Below are 17,914 nucleotides of genomic sequence, written 5' to 3' on the forward strand. Positions count from 1 at the left end.
CGTATCGCTGGTCGGACATGGGGGGACTCCTTGTCGGGGCGGTCCGGCGCGCGGCCGGCCCGCCGGGCGTGACTACCGCTTGTCGTGCATGGCCGGGGAGCAGTTGTCCGGGCACAGGGATCCCCGGTCCCGGCAGACGTGGATCCAGGTGTCTCTGACGTACCGCGCGGCGCCGTCGGGGACGGCCTTGTCCTGTCTGCCGTTGAAGCGGTTCCAGCTGTAGCCCTCGGCTTTGGCCTGGACGGAGGCGTTGTGGCCGTCGCCGGCCGAGGTGTCGGTGAGGTCGCCTCGGAAGTGGGACCCGCCGTAATTGACGCCGGTCGGCACCCACTTGTAGCTGCCGCCGCCGAAGGCGGTGCTGCCTCTGGTGAGTTCGGGGATCGTGCGCCAGGCCGCGGCGAGGGCCATGCCCATGCCGCGGAAAGGGAGGAACGGCCCATCACCCCAGGTCCGCCGCCCCGAAACCCACCCCCGACAACCCCCGCGCCACAGGCCGAGGAGACCACCATGACCACCCCTCGAACCGCTACCCCGCGAACCGCCAACCCTCGAACCGCCGCCCCGCGAACCACTCCCGCTCGCCCGCGACTACGCGGCAGGCTTCGGCCTCGGCTCGCCCGGCGCCTGCACCTGCATCTGCGCCTCGCCGTCGCCCGGCTCCTCCGGCTTCGGGACTCCGGGTCGGCCACCCGGCCCGTACGCCACCAACACGAACACGATCAGCGCGAGCACGACCATCAACACGGCGAAGGCTTCCCAGCCGACGAGGCCGACCGCCAGAGCGCCCAGTACGCCGTGGACGACGGACACGATGACGAGCAGGACGCGGCCGAAGCGCGCCGGTGCCCGGTCGCGGGCGCCGACGAGCAGGAGCACCAGCCCGCAGCCGGCGAGGAAGACGGCGGAGAAGATGCCGAAGCCGAGCGCCCCGTCGGACATCAGCGCCGGGTCGAGCCCGTCGAGCGACATCGACTGGTTCTCCACCACCATGCCGACCGTCATCAGCAGCATGAAGACGCCGAACGCCTCCGCCATCAGTACGACTCCCGCCGCGATCGCCGCCACTCTGCGCATCACCGCGCCACCCCCTGCTCCGTCCGGCCGGGCGACCGGAACTTAGGCCCGCACGCCTGCCTGGACGGGGGCGCCGACGGGGCGCCGCACGCGGTTACCCGCAGTACGGCGACAGCGCGAACGCTACTAACCGGTAAACCTCCGGACAAGACTCCCGCGACACTCCGCCGGACCGCAAAGAAATCCCGCGCCCTTCGTAGGAACTCCACAAAGAACATGGAGCGTGGGACGGGTCCGCCTACAGAGACCTTGACCACACCGGGGAGCTGCTGTGCCCCGGGGAATCCCCGCGTACCTTGGTGCGACAAGGGATGCAGCCACCTTCGTGAGCCTCGGATCACACTCCGTGTGGGCAAGCTCACCTCTGGGGACGGGTCGTAGAGCCGTGTGGGCAGTCCCTAAACTCAGCTTGTTTCAAGGAGGGAGCCATCGTGCGCAAGGTGCTCATCGCCAACCGAGGCGAAATCGCTGTCCGCGTTGCCAGGGCATGCCGGGACGCCGGGATCGAGAGCGTAGCCGTCTACGCCGACCCGGACCGGGACGCTCTGCACGTCCGCGCGGCCGACGAGGCGTTCGCCCTGGGCGGTGACACGCCCGCGGCCAGCTATCTGGACATGGCGAAGGTGCTCCAGGCCGCCGCCGACTCCGGCGCGGACGCGATCCACCCCGGCTACGGGTTCCTCTCCGAGAACGCGGAGTTCGCGCAGGCGGTCATCGACGCGGGCCTGACCTGGATCGGCCCGCCGCCGCAGGCCATCCGCGACCTCGGCGACAAGGTGGCGGCCCGTCACATCGCCCAGCGCGCCGGAGCGCCCCTGGTGGCCGGCACCCCGGACCCGGTCTCCGGTTCCGACGAGGTCGTGGCCTTCGCCGAGGAGCACGGCCTGCCGATCGCCATCAAGGCGGCCTTCGGCGGCGGTGGGCGCGGGCTGAAGGTGGCCCGCACCCTCGAAGAGGTGCCCGAGCTGTACGACTCGGCCGTGCGTGAGGCCGTCGCGGCCTTCGGCCGGGGCGAGTGCTTCGTCGAGCGCTACCTGGACAAGCCGCGCCACGTCGAGACGCAGTGCCTGGCCGACCGCCACGGCAACGTCGTCGTGGTCTCCACCCGCGACTGCTCGCTCCAGCGCCGCCACCAGAAGCTGGTCGAGGAGGCACCGGCCCCCTTCCTGAGCGGGGCTCAGGTCGAGGAGCTGTACTCGGCGTCCAAGGCCATCCTCAAGGAGGCCGGTTACGTCGGCGCGGGCACCGTCGAGTTCCTCGTCGGCAATGACGGCACCATCTCCTTCCTGGAGGTCAACACCCGTCTCCAGGTGGAGCACCCGGTCACCGAGGAGGTCTCGGGGATCGACCTGGTCCGCGAGATGTTCCGCATCGCCGACGGCGAGGAGCTGGGCTACGACGACCCCGCGCTGCGCGGCCACTCCTTCGAGTTCCGCATCAACGGCGAGGACCCGGGCCGGGGCTTCCTGCCCGCGCCCGGCACCGTCACCGCCTTCGACACGCCGGCCGGCCCCGGTGTCCGCCTGGACGCCGGTGTGGAGTCCGGCAGCGTGATCGGCCCGGCCTGGGACTCTCTGCTGGCCAAGCTGATCGTCACCGGCGCCACCCGCGAGCAGGCGCTCCAGCGCGCCGCCCGGGCGCTGGCGGAGTTCAACGTCGAGGGCATGGCGACGGCCATCCCCTTCCACCGGGCCGTCGTCGCCGACCCGGCGTTCGCGCCCGAACTCACCGGGTCCGGCGAGCCGTTCACCGTTCACACCCGGTGGATCGAGACCGAGTTCGTCAACGAGATCAAGCCGTTCGACGCCCCCGCCGACGGTGACGCCGAGGACGAGTCCGGTCGCGAGACGGTCGTCGTGGAGGTGGGCGGCAAGCGCCTGGAGGTCTCCCTCCCGTCCTCCCTGGGCATGTCCCTGGCCCGCACCGGTCTCGCCGCCGGAGCCAAGCCGAAGCGCCGTGCCGCCAAGAAGTCCGGCCCGGCCGCCTCCGGCGACAGCCTCGCCTCGCCCATGCAGGGCACGATCGTCAAGATCGCGGTGGAGGAGGGCCAGGAGGTCAAGGAGGGCGACCTCGTCGTCGTCCTGGAGGCCATGAAGATGGAGCAGCCGCTGAACGCCCACCGTTCCGGCACCGTCAAGGGCCTGACCGCCGAGGTCGGCGCCTCGATCACCTCGGGCGCCGTCATCTGCGAGATCAAGGACTGACCGGCTGCTCACCCAGCCATGGGAACGGGCCCCTGCGGACATCCGCCGGGGCCCGTTCCCAGTTCCGTCCCGCCTCCCGTGCCCGCACCCGCACCCGCACTCACACCGCCTCGGAAGGGCCCCTTGTGACGGGCCCACTCGCTGAAGGCGCCGGCGATTGAAGGTTGTTTGCGGCGCCCGGAGTCGCGCGCGTAGCGTCGCCGCCTGTGCTTCCCGACTCCCCCGTGTCGCCCGCGCCGCCGCCGGTCCTGCGTACGGACCGCCTGGTCCTGGAGCCGTACGTCCGGGAGGACGAGGCGGGTTTCCCGGCGCTGTTCCAGGACCCGCAGGTGTCGCGTTGGATGGGTTCGGGTCCGTCTTCGGAGGCCGAGGACCGCGCTCTGTTCGGCCGGATCTTCACCAAGGTCTACGCCCGCCGCCTGTTCGACGTCTGGGCTGTCCGCCGGAACGGCACCCTGATCGGGCACGGCGAGATCAAGCCGACCGAGGCCACCGGCGGCCACGAGCTGATCTACGCCCTGGCCCCGGCGGCTTGGGGCTCGGGCCTGGGCAGCGAGCTGGCGGCGGCGCTGATGGCCCACGGGTCCGACCGCCTCGGCCTGACCGAGGTCCACGCCACGGTGGCGGCTTCGAACCACGCCTCCCTGAAGCTGCTGCACAGACTGGGCTTCAGGCACATCCGCGACATCGAAGAGTCCGACGGCACGACCACCCACGTACTGACCCACCGCCGCTGAACCCCACTCCGCACCGCGCACCCCCGACGGCAAGCCCACCCGGCCCAGCACGGTCCAGAGCCCGGCCCAGCCGATGCTCAGGCCCGCCCCCTCACCCCCCATGGCATCCTGAAGGAGCAGCAAGGGGCGCCCAGCCCCACCCCCGGGAGGGAAACCCATGCCGACCGAAACGGACCAGCGCCCCCTGCGCGCCGACGCGAGGCGCAACCGCGAACGCCTCCTCGCCGAGGCCCGCCGCGCCTTCGCGGCGCACGGCACGGACACGTCGCTGGAGGAGATCGCCCGCCGCGCGGGCGTCGGCATCGGCACCCTCTACCGCCACTTCCCGCACCGCGAGGCTCTGCTCAGCGCGGTCTTCGCCGACGCCGTGGGCGACCTGCTGGAGCGGGCCCGGGAGCTGCTGCGGGCGGAACACCCGTGCGCCGCCCTGGTCGAGTGGCTCCGTTCCCTGATCACTCATGCGAGTGAGTATCAGGGCCTGTCCGGAGCGCTCATGTCGGCATCCAGCGGGGCCGGTTCGGAGCTCTCCCGGTGCAGCGACCCGATGCGCGCCGCCGGTTCCGCCCTGCTGGCCCGAGCGCAGGAGTCGGGCGCGGTCCGCTCGGACGTCTCCATCGGCGACCTGCTCCAGCTGACCAACGCGATCGCGCTGGCCGCCGAGGCCACCCCGGACGAACCGGAGCTGGCCGACCGCCTGCTCTCCCTCACCCTGCGCGGCATCCGCCCGGACTGACCCGGCCCCACGCGGTTTGAGGGCACGCCGTCTCGGTCGCCCAGGCGAGGCCAGCTCCCCGACGGCCGGCCGCCGACGCCACCTCGGACGAACCGGGACTCGCCGGCCGCCCACTCTCCCTACCCTGCGCGGCATCTGCCCGGACTGACCCGGCCCCACGCGAGCCGAAGCACGCCGCCTCCCCACCACTGGTGGCCGAAACCGCCCACACTTCCCCGCCCCCCACACACCCGAGTCGAAGCGCACCGTCCCCGGCACCTCGGCGACACCACCACGACAGGCCGGCGTAAGCCACGCCGAGCTCGTTGACCGTGCCCTGCCCGGCCGCACCACCCACCGCGACCGGCCTGACCGGCCTGCCCGAAGGCGCGCGACCGGCGAGCCCGTGATCGGAACCCGCGCCCCCGAGCGCGGGCAGACCTTCGAGCCCGGCTCAAGCCTCGCCGTACGCGAACGGTCACCCCCGCCCCGGCACAGCCGAGCCCCGCCCGCGCCCCGCGAACCGGCTCACCTCCGCCGCAGGTCCGCCACTCTCCCCCGCTCCCCGGCCTGCTGCTCTCCCAGGAGCCCGGGCCCCCCGCGCAACTGCGGTCCGCCCGGAGGCGGCGCCCCGTGCACGGTCCGCCGCTGGCCTGGGAGCGGCATCTCGCGGCGCACCCCGTTGCCCCGGCCGCCGGTGGCGGCCGGGGGCGGCGGGGTCTCGGCGGGCGGCTGGTGGGCGCCGGTCATGGAGATCTGCACGCCCTGGTCGGCCAGTGCCTGGAGTTCGGCGGCGGCGCGCTCCTCGTGGGGCGGTGGTTCGTCGGTGACCAGGCGGGTGATGAGGTCGGTGGGCACCGTCTGGAACATGGTGTCGCTGCCGAGTTTGGTGTGGTCGGCGAGGATGACGACCTCGGCGGCGGCCTGGACCAGGGCCCGGTCGACGCTGGCGGAGAGCATGTTGGAGGTGGACAGGCCCCGTTCGGCGGTCAGGCCGGTGCCGGAGAGGAAGGCGCGGGAGACCCGGAGCCCCTGGAGGGACTGCTCGGCTCCGCTGCCGACGAGGGCGTAGTTGGAGCCGCGCAGGGTGCCGCCGGTCATGACGACCTCCACCCGGTTGGCGTGGGCCAGTGCCTGGGCGACCAGCAGGGAGTTGGTGACGACGGTCAGCCCGGGGACCCGGGCGAGGCGGCGGGCCAGCTCCTGAGTGGTCGTACCGGCGCCGACCACCACGGCCTCCCCCTCGCCGACCAGCCCGGCGGCCAGGTCGGCGATGGCGGTCTTCTCCGCCGAGGCGAGGTGGGACTTCTGCGGGAAACCGGATTCGCGGGTGAAACCTCCCGGGAGTACGGCGCCGCCGTGGCGGCGGTCGAGGAGTCCTTCCGCCTCCAGCGCCCGCACGTCCCGCCGTACGGTCACTTCGGAGGTCTGGACGACGCGGGCGAGCTCCCGGAGCGAAACCGCTCCGTTGGCCCGCACCATTTCGAGGATCAATTGGCGACGTTCTGCAGCGAACACGGAACTGACAGTAATGCCAACGACCGTCTGCTTTCAGCAGTTTGCGCCGGATAACAGAAATTGTTCGCACCGGGTCCGCCGAGGTGGTATATGCGACTGGCCCACCCCAGGAGCACCTGCGGGATTGCCTCCGGGCCCCCTGGAACCCCGCACTCCACTTCGCGGAAACGCTCCCGCACACCCCACTTCTGACCTGCGCGGGCGCCCCGGAAACACCGCGGCCCCGGCGGCCGGGTGCGGCTGCCGGGGCCTGGAGCGCGCCGGAGGTCAGGAGTCCGAGGCGAGCTTCCGCGTGTGGAGCTGGCGCGCCACCTCGGCGATCGAACCGGAGAGCGACGGGTACACCGTGAAGGTGTTGGCGATCTGCTCGACGGTCAGATTGTTGTCGACGGCGATCGAGATCGGGTGGATCAGTTCGGAGGCGCGCGGCGCCACCACGACACCGCCGACCACGATCCCGGTACCCGGGCGGCAGAAGAGCTTCACGAAGCCGTCCCGGATGCCCTGCATCTTGGCGCGCGGGTTGCGCAGCAGCGGCAGCTTGACCACGCGGGCGTCTATGACGCCCTTGTCCACGTCGGCCTGGCTGTAGCCGACGGTGGCGATCTCGGGGTCGGTGAAGATGTTGCCGGAGACGGTCTTCAGGTCGAGGGGCGCGACCGCGTCGCCGAGGAAGTGGTACATCGCGATCCGGCCCTGCATGGCGGCGACCGAGGCGAGGGCGAAGACGCCGGTCACGTCACCGGCCGCGTAGACGCCGGGGGCGGAGGTGCGGGAGACCTTGTCGGTCCAGATGTGGCCGGACTCCTTGAGGCGTACCCCGGCCTCCTCCAGGCCCATCCCCGCGCTGTTGGGGACGGCGCCGACCGCCATCAGGCAGTGGCTGCCGGTGATGACCCGGCCGTCGGCGAGGGTGACCTCGACGCGGTCGCCGACCCGCTTGGCGGACTGGGCGCGGGAGCGGGCCATGACGTTCATGCCGCGGCGGCGGAAGACGTCCTCCAGGACGGCGGCTGCGTCCGGGTCCTCGCCGGGGAGCACCCGGTCGCGGCTGGAGACCAGCGTGACCCGGGAACCGAGTGCCTGGTACGCCCCGGCGAACTCGGCGCCGGTGACGCCGGAGCCGACCACGATCAGCTCCTCGGGAAGCTCGTCGAGGTCGTAGACCTGGGTCCAGTTGAGGATGCGCTCGCCGTCGGGCTGGGCGTCGGCCAGCTCGCGCGGGTGGCCGCCGGTCGCCAGCAGCACCGCGTCGGCGGTCAGCCGCTCCTCGGTGCCGTCGGCCGCGGTCACCACGACGGTCCGCGAGCCGTCGGTTCCCTGCTGGCCCTCCAGCCGCCCCCGGCCGCGCAGCACGCGGGCACCGGCCCGGGTCACCGAGGCGGTGATGTCGTGCGACTGGGCGAGCGCGAGGCGCTTCACCCGGCGGTTGACCTTGCCGAGGTCGACACCGACCACCCGGGCGGGTGAGTCGATGTGTGGGGTGTCGTCGGCGACGATGATGCCCAGCTCCTCGTAGGAGGAGTCGAAGGTCGTCATCACCTCGGCGGTGGCGATGAGGGTCTTGGACGGGACGCAGTCGGTCAGTACCGACGCCCCGCCCAGGCCGTCGCAGTCGACGACGGTCACCTCCGCGCCGAGTTGCGCGGCGACGAGCGCCGCTTCGTAGCCGCCAGGTCCGCCACCGATGATCACGATCCGAGTCACGTACTCCATTGTCCCGCACGCCTCGCGGAGCGACGCCCCGGGGCCCTCCGTCCGGGGTGCGGCGGCCCCGGCGCCGCTCCGAGCTGTGGTTCCGTAACACCCGGACGCCCGCCGCTCCTGCCGTACCCTCGGAACCATGTCGCTCTTCGCCGCGTACGCCGGCACTCTCGACGCGCGGCTCATGTCCCGCCGCGCCCCGCACTCCCCGCTGCGCGCCACCGGCTGGCTCAACGGGTGGCGGCTCACCTTCGGGGGCGAGCACCTGGGCTGGGAAGGGGCGCTCGCCACCATCGTGGAGGCGCCGCGCTCGCAGGTCTTCGTGGCGCTGTACGACATCGCGCCGATGGACGAGGACGCGATGGACCGGTGGGAGGGCGTGGGCCTCGACATCTACCGCCGGATGCGGGTGCGGGTGGACACCCTGGACGCCGCGGAGCCCGCCTGGGTCTACGTCCTCAACGGCTACGAGGGCGGTCTGCCCTCCGCCCGGTACCTCGGCGAGATCGCGGACGCCGCCGAGTCGGCCGGAGCCCCCCACGACTACGTGATGGAACTGCGCAAACGACCCTGCTGACCAGGCGCGGCCCGAGAGCCGGTCCGCACGTCGGCCGCCCCCGCCGTCTACGCGCGTAGGCAGAGAGCGGCTACGCTCTCCCCCGTGAACGCATCTGCCATCCCCGGACACCTGCCCAGCGACCCGTACACCGCAGCGGGCGACGCGGCCGCCACGCTGCGCGCGCTGACCGGTGCCGACACCCACGACGTCGCCCTCGTGATGGGCTCGGGCTGGCTGCCCGCGGCCGACCAGCTGGGGCCCGCGGAGCACGAGTTCCCCGTCACCGAGCTGCCCGGCTTCCCGCCGCCCGCCGTCGAGGGCCACGCCGGTACGGTCCGCTCCCAGCTCATCGAGGGCCGCCGCGCGCTGGTCTTCCTGGGCCGCACCCACTTCTACGAGGGCCGAGGCGTCGCCGCCGTCGTGCACGGCGTGCGCACCGCGGTCGCCGCCGGGTGCAAGACCATCGTGCTGACCAACGGCTGCGGCGGCCTGCGCGAGGGCATGGTCCCCGGCCAGCCGGTCCTCATCAGCGACCACCTGAACCTCACCGCCTCCTCCCCGGTCGTCGGCGCCCGCTTCATCGACCTGACCGACCTGTACTCGCCGCGGCTGCGCACCCTGTGCAAGGAGATCGACGCGAGCCTGGAGGAGGGCGTCTACGCCCAGTTCCCCGGGCCGCACTACGAGACGCCCGCCGAGATCCGGATGGCCCGCACGCTCGGCGCCGACCTGGTCGGCATGTCCACCGCGCTGGAGGCGATCGCGGCCCGCGAGGCCGGCGCCGAGGTGCTCGGGATCTCCCTGGTCACCAACCTCGCCGCCGGGATGACGGGCCAGCCGCTGAGCCACGAGGAGGTGCTCCAGGCCGGGCGCGACTCCGCCACCCGGATGGGCGCGCTCCTGCGCCAGGTCCTCGGCCGCGTCTGACCTCGTCCGACCGCGCCTGCCGGCGCCCGGGCGCGTCCGGTCACCGCCGGTCGCGCCCGGTCGCGAGGGGCCCTGCCGCGGGGCCCCGCCCGTCCGCCGTCCCGCCCGCAGAGAGGCACCGCATGTCCGCCCCGTCCGACGACCTCCACCGGCGGGCCGCCGCCTGGCTCGCCGAGGACCCCGATCCCGAGACCCGCGCGGAACTGGCCGCCCTGATCGAGGCGGCCGAGGACGACCCCGCGCCGCTGGCGGAGCGGTTCTCGGGGACGCTGACCTTCGGTACGGCCGGGCTCCGCGGCGAGCTGGGCGCGGGCCCGACCCGGATGAACCGGGCCGTGGTGATCCGCGCCGCCGCCGGGCTCGCCGCGTACCTGCGGGAGACCGGGCAGGCCGACGCGGGCCCGGTCGTCGTCGGCTACGACGCGCGGCACAACTCCGAGCGGTTCGCCCGTGACACCGCCGAGGTCATGGCGGGCGCGGGCCTGCGCGCCCTGCTGCTCCCCCGCCCGCTGCCCACCCCCGTCCTCGCCTTCGCCATCCGGCACCTGGGCGCGGTCGCGGGCGTCGAGGTGACGGCGAGCCACAACCCGCCCCGGGACAACGGCTACAAGGTCTACCTCGGCGACGGCAGCCAGATCGTGCCGCCCGCCGACGCCCAGATCGCCGCCCGGATCGCGGCGGTCGGCGCGCTGGACTCCGTACCGCGTGCCGAGGGCGGCGGCACGGTGCTCGACGAGTCGGTGGTCGACGCCTACCTGGACCGGGCCGCCGCCGTCCTCGCCCCCGGCTCCGCGCGGACGGCGAGGACCGTCCACACCGCCCTGCACGGCGTCGGCGCGGTCCCGCTGGCCGCCGCCTTCGCCCGGGCCGGGTTCCCGGCGCCGGTGCCGGTCGCCGAGCAGGCCGAGCCGGACCCGGACTTCCCCACGGTGGCCTTCCCCAACCCGGAGGAGCCCGGCGCCATGGACCTGGCGCTCGCCACGGCCCGCCGAAGCGCCCCCGACCTGGTCCTCGCCAACGACCCGGACGCCGACCGGCTCGCCGCCGCCGTCCCGGACGAGGCGGCCGAGGGCGGCTGGCGGATGCTGCGGGGCGACGAGACGGGCGCGCTCCTCGCCGCCCACCTGGTCCGCCGGGGGCTGCCCGAGGGCGCGGTGTTCGCCACCTCGATCGTCTCCTCCTCGCTCCTGTCGAAGATCGCCGAGGCGGCGGGCGCCGGGTACGCGGAGACGCTCACCGGCTTCAAGTGGATCGCCCGCGCCGAGGGGTTGCGCTTCGGCTACGAGGAGGCGCTCGGCTACTGCGTCGACCCCGAGGGTGTCCGCGACAAGGACGGCATCACGGCGGCGCTGCTCCTGACCGAGCTGGCCTCGGAGCTGAAGGAGAGCGGGGAGACGCTGCTCGGCCTGCTGGACGAGCTGGCGGTGCGCCACGGCGTGCACGCCACCTCGCAGCTCTCGGTCAGGGTGGACGACCTGAGCGTCATCGCCCGCGCCATGGAGCGGCTGCGCTCGGCTCCGCCGGAGCGCCTGGGCGGGCTGCCGGTGGTGCGGACCGAGGACCTGAGCGAGGGCGTGGGCGGGCTGCCGCCCACCGACGGCCTGCGGTACACGCTGGACGGGGCGCGCGTCGTGGTCCGGCCGAGCGGCACCGAGCCGAAGCTCAAGTGCTACCTGGAGGCGGTCGTGCCGGTCGGCGGCCCGGAGGGGCTGCCCGAGGCGCGGGCCGCCGCCGTCCGCACGCTGGCCGCCGTCGAGGCGGACCTCGCCGAGGCCGCCGGGCTCTGAACACGACTCCGCCGCCCGTCCCGACAGGGGGAGGGGCGGCGGAGCCGCACGCGCGTACGGCGGGCCGGGGCTCAGCCGGTGGCGACCAGCGCCACCAGCGCGATCGCGCCGACGGCGGTCGGCGCGATGATCTCGTACGCCCAGCGGACCACGGCCTGGCCCTGCGCGGTGGGCGCCGCCGCCCGGCGCTCGGCGATCTCCCGCAGGTCCTCGACGGCCTGGTCGGAGTCGCCCCGGACGGGCTGCGCCACGGTGGTGGGGGTGGCGCCGTGCGGGTCGGCCACCGCGTTCCGCATCTGGGCGCGGGCGGCCTTCTTGCGGGCGCGCAGCGAGACCGGGAGCGCCCAGAGCTGGTAGGTGCGGCCCTCGCTGCGGACCTCGTTGGTGAAGCCGGCGCGGAGTTCGGCGACGGCGGCCCAGGGCAGCGTGACGGTGCGGAACGGGTTGCGGACGGTCAGCCGGTCCTCGTCGGCGAGGACCGCGGGCCGCAGCGTGTAGGCGACGACCAGTGGGACCAGCATCACCAGCGCGGCCAGGGCCAGCCACGGGGTGCGCCCGCTGCCGCGCACGATCGCGTCGACGCCGAACCAGGCGCCGAGTGCCAGCAGCAGGGCGCCGGTCACCAGGGAGGCGGTGGACCGGAAGGTTCTCGGCTCCGGTGCGGAGGACTGCGGGGTGCTCATGAGTGCGATTCTGCCCCACGGCTCGCCCGGGCCCGCCGCACGGGCCACCCGCGCGCGTCCGGTCCGCCCACCCGCGTGCGCCCCCGGCGGCTGCCTCGCCCCCACTCACCCCGCCCTCACGGCTGTACACCTCCCTACGCGCGTAGATATGCTCACCGACGTGAGTATGTCCAGGAAGGAACTCAAGAGTGAGTTCGGCGACGTGACCGCCACGGAGACCGGCCTCCGCCGGTTCCTGCACGGGCTGCCCGGCGTCGACCCGGTAGGACTGGAGGCCCGCGCCGCCGCGCTCGGGACCAGGTCCGTGAAGGCGGAGGCGAAGGCGTACGCGCTGGACCTGGCCGTCTCGATGATCGACCTGACCACGCTGGAGGGGTCGGACACGGCGGGGAAGGTGCGGGCGCTCGGCGCCAAGGCCGTCCTCCCCGATCCCACCGACCGCTCGACACCGCAGGTCGCCGCCGTCTGCGTCTACCCCGACATGGTGGCCACCGCCAAGGCCGCCGTCGCCGGTTCCCCGGTGAAGGTCGCCTCGGTGGCGACCGGCTTCCCGGCCGGGCGGGTCGCGCTCGACGTGAAGCTGGCCGACACCCGGGACGCGGTCGCGGCGGGCGCCGACGAGATCGACATGGTGATCGACCGGGGCGCGTTCCTCGCGGGGAACTACGGCAAGGTCCACGAGGAGATCACCGCCGTCAAGGAGGCCGCGGGCAACGCCCGGCTGAAGGTCATCTTCGAGACCGGCGAGCTCTCCACGTACGACAACATCCGCCGCGCCTCGTGGCTGGCGATGCTGGCCGGCGCCGACTTCATCAAGACCTCGACCGGCAAGGTCGGTGTCAACGCCACCCCGGCCAACACCCTGCTGATGCTCCAGGCCGTCCGCGACTTCCGCGACCGGACCGGCGTCCAGATCGGGGTGAAGCCCGCGGGCGGCATCCGTACGGCCAAGGACGCCGTGAAGTTCCTGGTGCTGGTCAACGAGACGGCGGGCTCCGACTGGCTGGACAGCCACTGGTTCCGCTTCGGCGCCTCCAGCCTCCTGGGCGACCTGCTGATGCAGCGCCAGAAGCTCCGTACCGGCCGATACTCCGGCCCCGACTACGTCACGGTGGACTGAGATGGCCGAGATGAGCGAGACGACGACCGGCGCGGCGACCCCCTCCGATCCCTTCGGCACCTTCGCTTATGCGCCCGCGCCCGAGTCCCGCGCGGTGGTGGACCTAGCCCCCTCCTACGGGCTCTTCATCGACGGCGAGTTCACCGACGCGGCCGACGGGCAGGTCTTCAAGACCCTCTCCCCCTCGACCGAGGAGGTCCTCTCCGAGGTGGCCCGCGCGGGCGCCGAGGACGTGGACCGCGCGGTCAAGGCGGCCCGCAGGGCGTTCGGCCCGTGGTCGGCGCTGCCCGGTGCCGAGCGCGCCAAGTACCTCTTCCGGATCGCCCGGATCATCCAGGAGCGCTCGCGCGAACTGGCGGTCCTGGAGACGCTGGACAACGGCAAGCCGATCAAGGAGACCCGCGACAGCGACCTCCCGCTGGTCGCCGCGCACTTCTTCTACTACGCGGGCTGGGCGGACAAGCTGGCGCACGCCGGCTTCGGCCCCGACCCGCGCCCGCTGGGCGTGGCGGCACAGGTCATCCCGTGGAACTTCCCGCTGCTGATGCTGGCGTGGAAGATCGCCCCGGCGCTGGCGGCGGGCAACACCGTGGTGCTGAAGCCGGCCGAGACGACGCCGCTGTCGGCGCTCTTCTTCGCCGACATCTGCCGCAGCGCGGGCCTGCCCAAGGGCGTCGTCAACATCCTCCCCGGGTACGGCGACGCGGGCGCGGCCCTGACCGCCCACCCGGACGTCGACAAGGTCGCCTTCACCGGCTCGACCGCCGTCGGCAAGGAGATCGCCCGCACGGTCGCGGGCACCCGCAAGAAGCTGACCCTGGAGCTGGGCGGCAAGGGCGCCAACATCGTCTTCGACGACGCCCCGCTGGACCAGGCGGTCGAGGGGATCGTCAGCGGCATCTTCTTCAACCAGGGGCAGGTCTGCTGCGCCGGCTCCCGCCTGCTGGTCCAGGAGTCGGTGGCCGAGGAGGTGGTGGAGGCCCTCAAGCGGCGGCTGACCACCCTGCGCCTCGGCGATCCGCTGGACAAGAACACCGACATCGGCGCGATCAACTCCGCCGAGCAGCTGGCCCGGATCACGGAGCTGACCGAGGCGGGCGAGGCGGAGGGCGCCGAGCGCTGGAGCGCGCCCTGCGACCTCCCGTCCACCGGCCACTGGTTCGCGCCGACCGTCTTCACCCAGGTCACCCAGGCCCACCGGATCGCCCGCGAGGAGATCTTCGGGCCGGTGCTCTCGGTGCTGACCTTCCGCACCCCGGCCGAGGCGGTCGCCAAGGCCAACAACACGCCGTACGGCCTCTCCGCCGGCATCTGGTCGGAGAAGGGCTCGCGCATCCTCGCGGTCGCCGAGAAGCTCCGCGCGGGCGTGGTGTGGGCCAACTCGTTCAACAAGTTCGACCCCACGTCGCCGTTCGGCGGCTACAAGGAGTCGGGCCACGGCCGTGAGGGCGGCCGGCACGGTCTGGAGGCGTACCTCGATGTCCGATAAGCCGGAGCCGCCGGTGCGGCTCTCCGTGTTCAAGACCTACAAGCTGTACGTCGGGGGGAAGTTCCCCCGCAGCGAGAGCGGCCGGGTGTACGAGGTGACCGACTCCAAGGACCGCCCGCTCGCCAACGCTCCCCAGGGCTCCCGCAAGGACGCCCGGGACGCGGTGGTCGCCGCGCGCAAGGCGTTCGGCGGCTGGTCGGGCGCGACCGCGTACAACCGGGGCCAGGTCCTGTACCGGGTCGCGGAGATGCTGGAGGGCCGCGCGGACCAGTTCGCCCGCGAGGTCGCCGAGGCCGAGGGCCTCTCGCGCTCCAAGGCGGCCGCCCAGGTCGCGGCCGCCGTCGACCGCTGGGTCTGGTACGCCGGGTGGACCGACAAGATCGCCCAGGTCGCGGGCGGCGCCAACCCGGTCGCGGGCCCGTTCTTCAACCTCTCCTCGCCGGAGCCGACCGGTGTCGTCGCCGTCCTCGCCCCGCAACGCTCCTCGCTGCTCGGCCTGGTCTCGGTGCTCGCCCCGGTGGTCGCCACCGGCTGCACCGCCGTGGTGGCCGCCTCCGAGGAGCGTCCGCTGCCCGCGCTGACCCTCGCCGAGGTGCTGGCCACCTCGGACGTGCCCGGTGGCGTGGTCAACATCCTCAGCGGCCGGACCGCCGAGCTGGCGGCGCCGCTCGCCGCCCACCAGGACGTCAACGCGATCGACCTGACGGGCGCCCCGGGCGAGCTGGCCGTGGAGCTGGAGCGGGCGGCCGCCGACAACCTCAAGCGGGTGCTGCGCCCGGTGGACACCGAGGGGAACGGCGAGGAGTTCGCCGCCGACCCCGGCACGCGCCGCCTGACGCCGTTCCTGGAGACCAAGACGGTCTGGCACCCGACCGGTTCGCTGGGCGTCTCCGGCTCGGCGTACTGACGCTCGACGGCACGACACGGCCGGGGCGGCACCCTCGCGAAGGGTGGCGCCCCGGCCTGTTGCGTGGGCGGCTCAGCCCGGCAGCAGCCCCGCAGCCTGGCCGACCAGCGGCAGGTCGTCCAGCGAACCGCCGTCCGAGAGCGGCCCGGTGACCAGCCCGGTGGAGACCGGCTGGAAGTCGGCGACCTGGGTGCCGAGGGTGTTGTCCAGCGGGTCGGTGCCGGTGCCCGCCAGTGGGTTGAGCGGGAGCTCCTTGACCGGGCCGAGGCTGTGCGTCGTCGACGAGTCCAGCGCGCCGGTGGTGATGCCGACGGCCCCGGTGGCGGTGGAGAGGGCCTCGCCGGTCGAGGCGCCCGGCTGCCCCTCGGCGGCCTGGGCGGCGCCCGCCCCGGCGGTCAGCGCGGCGCCCAGCGCGCCGAGGGCGAGGCCGGCGCGGAGCAGGGCGCGCGGGGCGGTGGGTCGGGGAGTTGCTGCGTGTCGTGCCATGGTGCGCCACCTGACGAGGAGTTGCGGACGTGCGTGAGCGTGCGGGCACACAGCGTAGTCGAGGCGTGACGTACGTTCCAAAGCCCGCCCCGGAAGGTGAACCGTTCCGCGGCATGCCCCACACTGTTCTCCCGTGAGCAGCCTCAGTCCGATACCGACCCGCGTGGTCCTGCTGACCGGCCCTTCCGGTTCCGGCAAGACCTCGCTCGCCGCCCACTCCGGCCTGCCGGTGCTGGCACTCGACGACTTCTACAAGCAGAGCGGCGACCCGACGCTGCCGCTGCTTCCCGCGACGGGCGAGACCGACTGGGACTCGCCGCTCTCCTGGGACGCCGCCGCGGCCCTGGACGCCATCGAGGCGCTCTGCCGCCGGGGGCGCGCGCGAGTGCCGGTCTACGACATCGGGGCCAGCGCCCGGGTCGGCGAGTCGACCCTGGACATCGACCGTACGCCGCTCTTCATCGCCGAGGGCATCTTCGCGGCCGACCTGGTGGAGCGCTGCCGCGAACGCGGCCTGCTCGCCGACGCCCTGTGCCTGCGCGGCCGCCCCGCCACCACCTTCCGCCGCCGCCTCGCCCGCGACCTGCGCGAGGCCCGCAAGCCGCTGACGGTGCTGCTGCGGCGGGGCTGGCGGCTGATGCGCGCGGAACGGACCATCGTCGCCCGGCAGTCGGCTCTCGGCGCCCACCCCTGCACCCGCGAGGAGGCGCTCTGCCGCCTGGCCGCGGCGGCGGCGGGCCGCCACGTCACGGCCCGGGGCACCGCCGACCGCCCGGAGCGGGTCGCCGGGGCGTGAGCCCGGCGGGCCGACGCGGCCCGGACAGGCGAAAGGGCGCCCCCTGGGGGACGCCCTGCCCGCACCCTCCGCCCGTACCGCGGGCGGCCGGAGGAAGGTGCCGGTACCGGGAGGACGAGCGAGGGACCGGCCGGACCCCCCGGCCCTCCGGTCCCGCGCCCTTCCCGGCGATCCCCCCCGGATCCCCCCGTACTGCGCCAGGGCCCCCCGGCCCTGGCTCCCCCGTTTCCCCCTGGTCCGGGTCCGCGCCTGATCCCCCGATCACGCGGTCCCGTTTCCCCCTCGGACTGCCCCACGTCCCCCGTGGGCTGCCCGCTTCCCCCGTCCGGCCCGGCTGCCCGGGCCTGATCCCTCAGGCGACGAGTTCGCCGAAGGACTCCTCCTGGTCACGGCCGAAGCTGAGCACCTCGTCGTCGCGCAGCCTGCGCAGCGACCGCCAGATGCTGGACTTCACCGTGCCGACACTGATGTCGAGTATCTCCGCGATCTCCGGGTCCGTGCGGCCCTCGTAGTAGCGCAGGACCAGCATGGTGCGCTGGAGTTCGGGGAGCCGGGCGAGTGCCTGCCACAGGACGGCGCGCAGTTCGGTGCCGCGCATCGCGTCGGTGTCGCCGGCCGTCTCCGGCAGCTCCTCGGTCGGGTACTCGTTGAGCTTGCGGCGCCTCCAGGCGCTGATGTGCAGGTTGGTCATGGTGCGGCGGAGGTAGCCGCCGACGGCCGCCTTGTCGCTGATCCGGTGCCAGGCGCGGTAGGTGGAGAACAGCGCGCTCTGCAGCAGGTCCTCGGCCTCGTACCGGTCGCCGGTCAGGTGGTAGGCGGTCGCGTACAGGGAAGCGCGGCGCTCGCGGACGTACGCGGTGAACGCCGCCTCGGCGTCGTCCCGCTCGGCCTGCTCACGCCGGTCCCCCGTCTCCCCGTACGCTTCCTGGTTCCGGGGGTCCCCCGTGGTCCCCAGGCCCGTCTGCAGTGCGTCGAACACGGTGACGCGGGGCTGGCGCTCCGCGTGCACGGCGTGCTGACGCCCGGTGCCGCGAGCGCACCCCCGCCCGCTCACGGCACCGGACTTCTCGGTGGTCCGGGCCGCCACGTCGTGCAGACGCGTGACAACCGCACCAGGATTCTTGCCGTGCAGTGCGTTCATCGCGTGCCCTCCTCGTCGTGGAGCCTGGGTTTTCCCGTCTGCCCAGAAGCCTGCCGAAGCGACTTCATGG

Annotated in this window: 17 protein-coding genes; 10 read left to right on the forward strand and 7 right to left on the reverse strand. The window is 73.6% G+C overall.

What is annotated here, in order from left to right; all coding sequences use genetic code 11:
* Positions 1-72 precede the first annotated feature (72 nt).
* A complete protein-coding gene (locus tag ACFWMZ_RS00820; protein WP_383198977.1) occupies positions 73-414 on the reverse strand; it encodes a hypothetical protein in 342 nt (113 codons plus the stop codon).
* Positions 415-588: 174 nt separating this feature from the next.
* A complete protein-coding gene (locus ACFWMZ_RS00825) occupies positions 589-1,074 on the reverse strand; it encodes a hypothetical protein (protein WP_383179545.1) in 486 nt (161 codons plus the stop codon).
* Between the two features lie 431 nt (positions 1,075-1,505).
* On the opposite strand from ACFWMZ_RS00825, the gene ACFWMZ_RS00830 reads away from it, so the two are divergent.
* From ACFWMZ_RS00830 to ACFWMZ_RS00840, 3 genes are all read left to right on the forward strand, one after another.
* Complete coding sequence (locus ACFWMZ_RS00830; RefSeq protein WP_383179452.1) at positions 1,506-3,278, forward strand: acetyl/propionyl/methylcrotonyl-CoA carboxylase subunit alpha; 1,773 nt, start codon at positions 1,506-1,508, stop codon at positions 3,276-3,278.
* Between the two features lie 206 nt (positions 3,279-3,484).
* Positions 3,485-4,015 carry a GNAT family N-acetyltransferase gene (locus ACFWMZ_RS00835; RefSeq protein ID WP_383198979.1) on the forward strand — a complete coding sequence of 177 codons (531 nt, stop codon included), beginning with the start codon at positions 3,485-3,487 and terminating at the stop codon, positions 4,013-4,015.
* Positions 4,016-4,172: 157 nt separating this feature from the next.
* Positions 4,173-4,748: a TetR/AcrR family transcriptional regulator gene (locus ACFWMZ_RS00840; protein ID WP_383179450.1), complete on the forward strand. Its 576-nt coding sequence runs from the start codon at positions 4,173-4,175 to the stop codon at positions 4,746-4,748.
* A gap of 507 nt (positions 4,749-5,255) precedes the next feature.
* Here ACFWMZ_RS00840 and ACFWMZ_RS00845 read toward each other — a convergent pair.
* Together ACFWMZ_RS00845 and ACFWMZ_RS00850 are read right to left on the reverse strand one after the other, a co-directional pair.
* Complete coding sequence (locus tag ACFWMZ_RS00845; protein WP_383199047.1) at positions 5,256-6,209, reverse strand: DeoR/GlpR family DNA-binding transcription regulator; 954 nt, start codon at positions 6,207-6,209, stop codon at positions 5,256-5,258.
* Between the two features lie 303 nt (positions 6,210-6,512).
* Positions 6,513-7,961 carry an NAD(P)H-quinone dehydrogenase gene (locus tag ACFWMZ_RS00850; RefSeq protein ID WP_383179447.1) on the reverse strand — a complete coding sequence of 483 codons (1,449 nt, stop codon included), beginning with the start codon at positions 7,959-7,961 and terminating at the stop codon, positions 6,513-6,515.
* Positions 7,962-8,088: 127 nt separating this feature from the next.
* Here ACFWMZ_RS00850 and ACFWMZ_RS00855 point away from each other — a divergent pair, with 127 nt between their 5' ends.
* The 3 genes from ACFWMZ_RS00855 (at position 8,089) to ACFWMZ_RS00865 (ending at position 11,222) form a co-directional block, all read left to right on the forward strand.
* Positions 8,089-8,526 carry a gamma-glutamylcyclotransferase gene (locus tag ACFWMZ_RS00855; protein ID WP_383179444.1) on the forward strand — a complete coding sequence of 146 codons (438 nt, stop codon included), beginning with the start codon at positions 8,089-8,091 and terminating at the stop codon, positions 8,524-8,526.
* A gap of 84 nt (positions 8,527-8,610) precedes the next feature.
* Positions 8,611-9,435: a purine-nucleoside phosphorylase gene (locus tag ACFWMZ_RS00860; protein ID WP_383179441.1), complete on the forward strand. Its 825-nt coding sequence runs from the start codon at positions 8,611-8,613 to the stop codon at positions 9,433-9,435.
* A gap of 122 nt (positions 9,436-9,557) precedes the next feature.
* Complete coding sequence (locus ACFWMZ_RS00865) at positions 9,558-11,222, forward strand: phospho-sugar mutase (protein ID WP_383198982.1); 1,665 nt, start codon at positions 9,558-9,560, stop codon at positions 11,220-11,222.
* A 71-nt stretch (positions 11,223-11,293) separates the two neighbouring features.
* Here the strand turns inward: ACFWMZ_RS00865 and ACFWMZ_RS00870 are convergent, their stop codons facing one another.
* Complete coding sequence (locus ACFWMZ_RS00870; RefSeq protein ID WP_383179436.1) at positions 11,294-11,905, reverse strand: PH domain-containing protein; 612 nt, start codon at positions 11,903-11,905, stop codon at positions 11,294-11,296.
* A 166-nt stretch (positions 11,906-12,071) separates the two neighbouring features.
* Here ACFWMZ_RS00870 and deoC point away from each other — a divergent pair, with 166 nt between their 5' ends.
* From deoC to ACFWMZ_RS00885, 3 genes are read left to right on the forward strand one after another with little or no spacing between them, the layout of a single operon-like run.
* Positions 12,072-13,025 carry a deoxyribose-phosphate aldolase gene (deoC, locus tag ACFWMZ_RS00875; protein ID WP_383179539.1) on the forward strand — a complete coding sequence of 318 codons (954 nt, stop codon included), beginning with the start codon at positions 12,072-12,074 and terminating at the stop codon, positions 13,023-13,025.
* Position 13,026: 1 nt separating this feature from the next.
* Complete coding sequence (locus tag ACFWMZ_RS00880) at positions 13,027-14,514, forward strand: aldehyde dehydrogenase family protein (RefSeq protein ID WP_383179433.1); 1,488 nt, start codon at positions 13,027-13,029, stop codon at positions 14,512-14,514.
* Positions 14,504-15,421: an aldehyde dehydrogenase family protein gene (locus tag ACFWMZ_RS00885; protein ID WP_383179430.1), complete on the forward strand. Its 918-nt coding sequence runs from the start codon at positions 14,504-14,506 to the stop codon at positions 15,419-15,421. The genes ACFWMZ_RS00880 and ACFWMZ_RS00885 overlap by 11 nt, the downstream gene beginning before the upstream one ends.
* A gap of 72 nt (positions 15,422-15,493) precedes the next feature.
* Here the strand turns inward: ACFWMZ_RS00885 and ACFWMZ_RS00890 are convergent, their stop codons facing one another.
* Positions 15,494-15,907, reverse strand: coding sequence for a hypothetical protein (locus ACFWMZ_RS00890; RefSeq protein WP_383179428.1), 414 nt, complete (start codon positions 15,905-15,907; stop codon positions 15,494-15,496).
* Between the two features lie 133 nt (positions 15,908-16,040).
* Between ACFWMZ_RS00890 and ACFWMZ_RS00895 the strand changes: the two genes are divergently transcribed.
* Positions 16,041-16,703 (forward strand): ATP-binding protein, encoded by a 663-nt coding sequence (locus ACFWMZ_RS00895; protein WP_383179425.1) that lies wholly within the window; start codon positions 16,041-16,043, stop codon positions 16,701-16,703.
* A 352-nt stretch (positions 16,704-17,055) separates the two neighbouring features.
* Here ACFWMZ_RS00895 and ACFWMZ_RS00900 read toward each other — a convergent pair whose 3' ends face one another.
* Entirely contained in the window at positions 17,056-17,844 is a 789-nt protein-coding gene (locus ACFWMZ_RS00900; protein WP_383179422.1) for a SigE family RNA polymerase sigma factor, read from the reverse strand.
* Positions 17,845-17,914 lie beyond the last annotated feature (70 nt).

It is taken from the genome of Streptomyces sp. NPDC058373 (assembly GCF_042723275.1).
Classification (GTDB): domain Bacteria; phylum Actinomycetota; class Actinomycetes; order Streptomycetales; family Streptomycetaceae; genus Streptomyces.

Coding starts and splice junctions, on each gene's coding strand:
- ACFWMZ_RS00820 (WP_383198977.1), bottom strand. CDS start 414: ATGGGCATGGCCCTCGCCGCGGCCTGGCGCACGATCCCCGAACTCACC.
- ACFWMZ_RS00825 (WP_383179545.1), bottom strand. CDS start 1,074: ATGCGCAGAGTGGCGGCGATCGCGGCGGGAGTCGTACTGATGGCGGAG.
- ACFWMZ_RS00840 (WP_383179450.1), top strand. CDS start 4,173: ATGCCGACCGAAACGGACCAGCGCCCCCTGCGCGCCGACGCGAGGCGC.
- ACFWMZ_RS00845 (WP_383199047.1), bottom strand. CDS start 6,209: ATGGTGCGGGCCAACGGAGCGGTTTCGCTCCGGGAGCTCGCCCGCGTC.
- ACFWMZ_RS00850 (WP_383179447.1), bottom strand. CDS start 7,961: ATGGAGTACGTGACTCGGATCGTGATCATCGGTGGCGGACCTGGCGGC.
- ACFWMZ_RS00855 (WP_383179444.1), top strand. CDS start 8,089: ATGTCGCTCTTCGCCGCGTACGCCGGCACTCTCGACGCGCGGCTCATG.
- ACFWMZ_RS00865 (WP_383198982.1), top strand. CDS start 9,558: ATGTCCGCCCCGTCCGACGACCTCCACCGGCGGGCCGCCGCCTGGCTC.
- ACFWMZ_RS00870 (WP_383179436.1), bottom strand. CDS start 11,905: ATGAGCACCCCGCAGTCCTCCGCACCGGAGCCGAGAACCTTCCGGTCC.
- deoC (WP_383179539.1), top strand. CDS start 12,072: ATGTCCAGGAAGGAACTCAAGAGTGAGTTCGGCGACGTGACCGCCACG.
- ACFWMZ_RS00880 (WP_383179433.1), top strand. CDS start 13,027: ATGGCCGAGATGAGCGAGACGACGACCGGCGCGGCGACCCCCTCCGAT.
- ACFWMZ_RS00885 (WP_383179430.1), top strand. CDS start 14,504: ATGTCCGATAAGCCGGAGCCGCCGGTGCGGCTCTCCGTGTTCAAGACC.
- ACFWMZ_RS00890 (WP_383179428.1), bottom strand. CDS start 15,907: ATGGCACGACACGCAGCAACTCCCCGACCCACCGCCCCGCGCGCCCTG.
- ACFWMZ_RS00900 (WP_383179422.1), bottom strand. CDS start 17,844: ATGAACGCACTGCACGGCAAGAATCCTGGTGCGGTTGTCACGCGTCTG.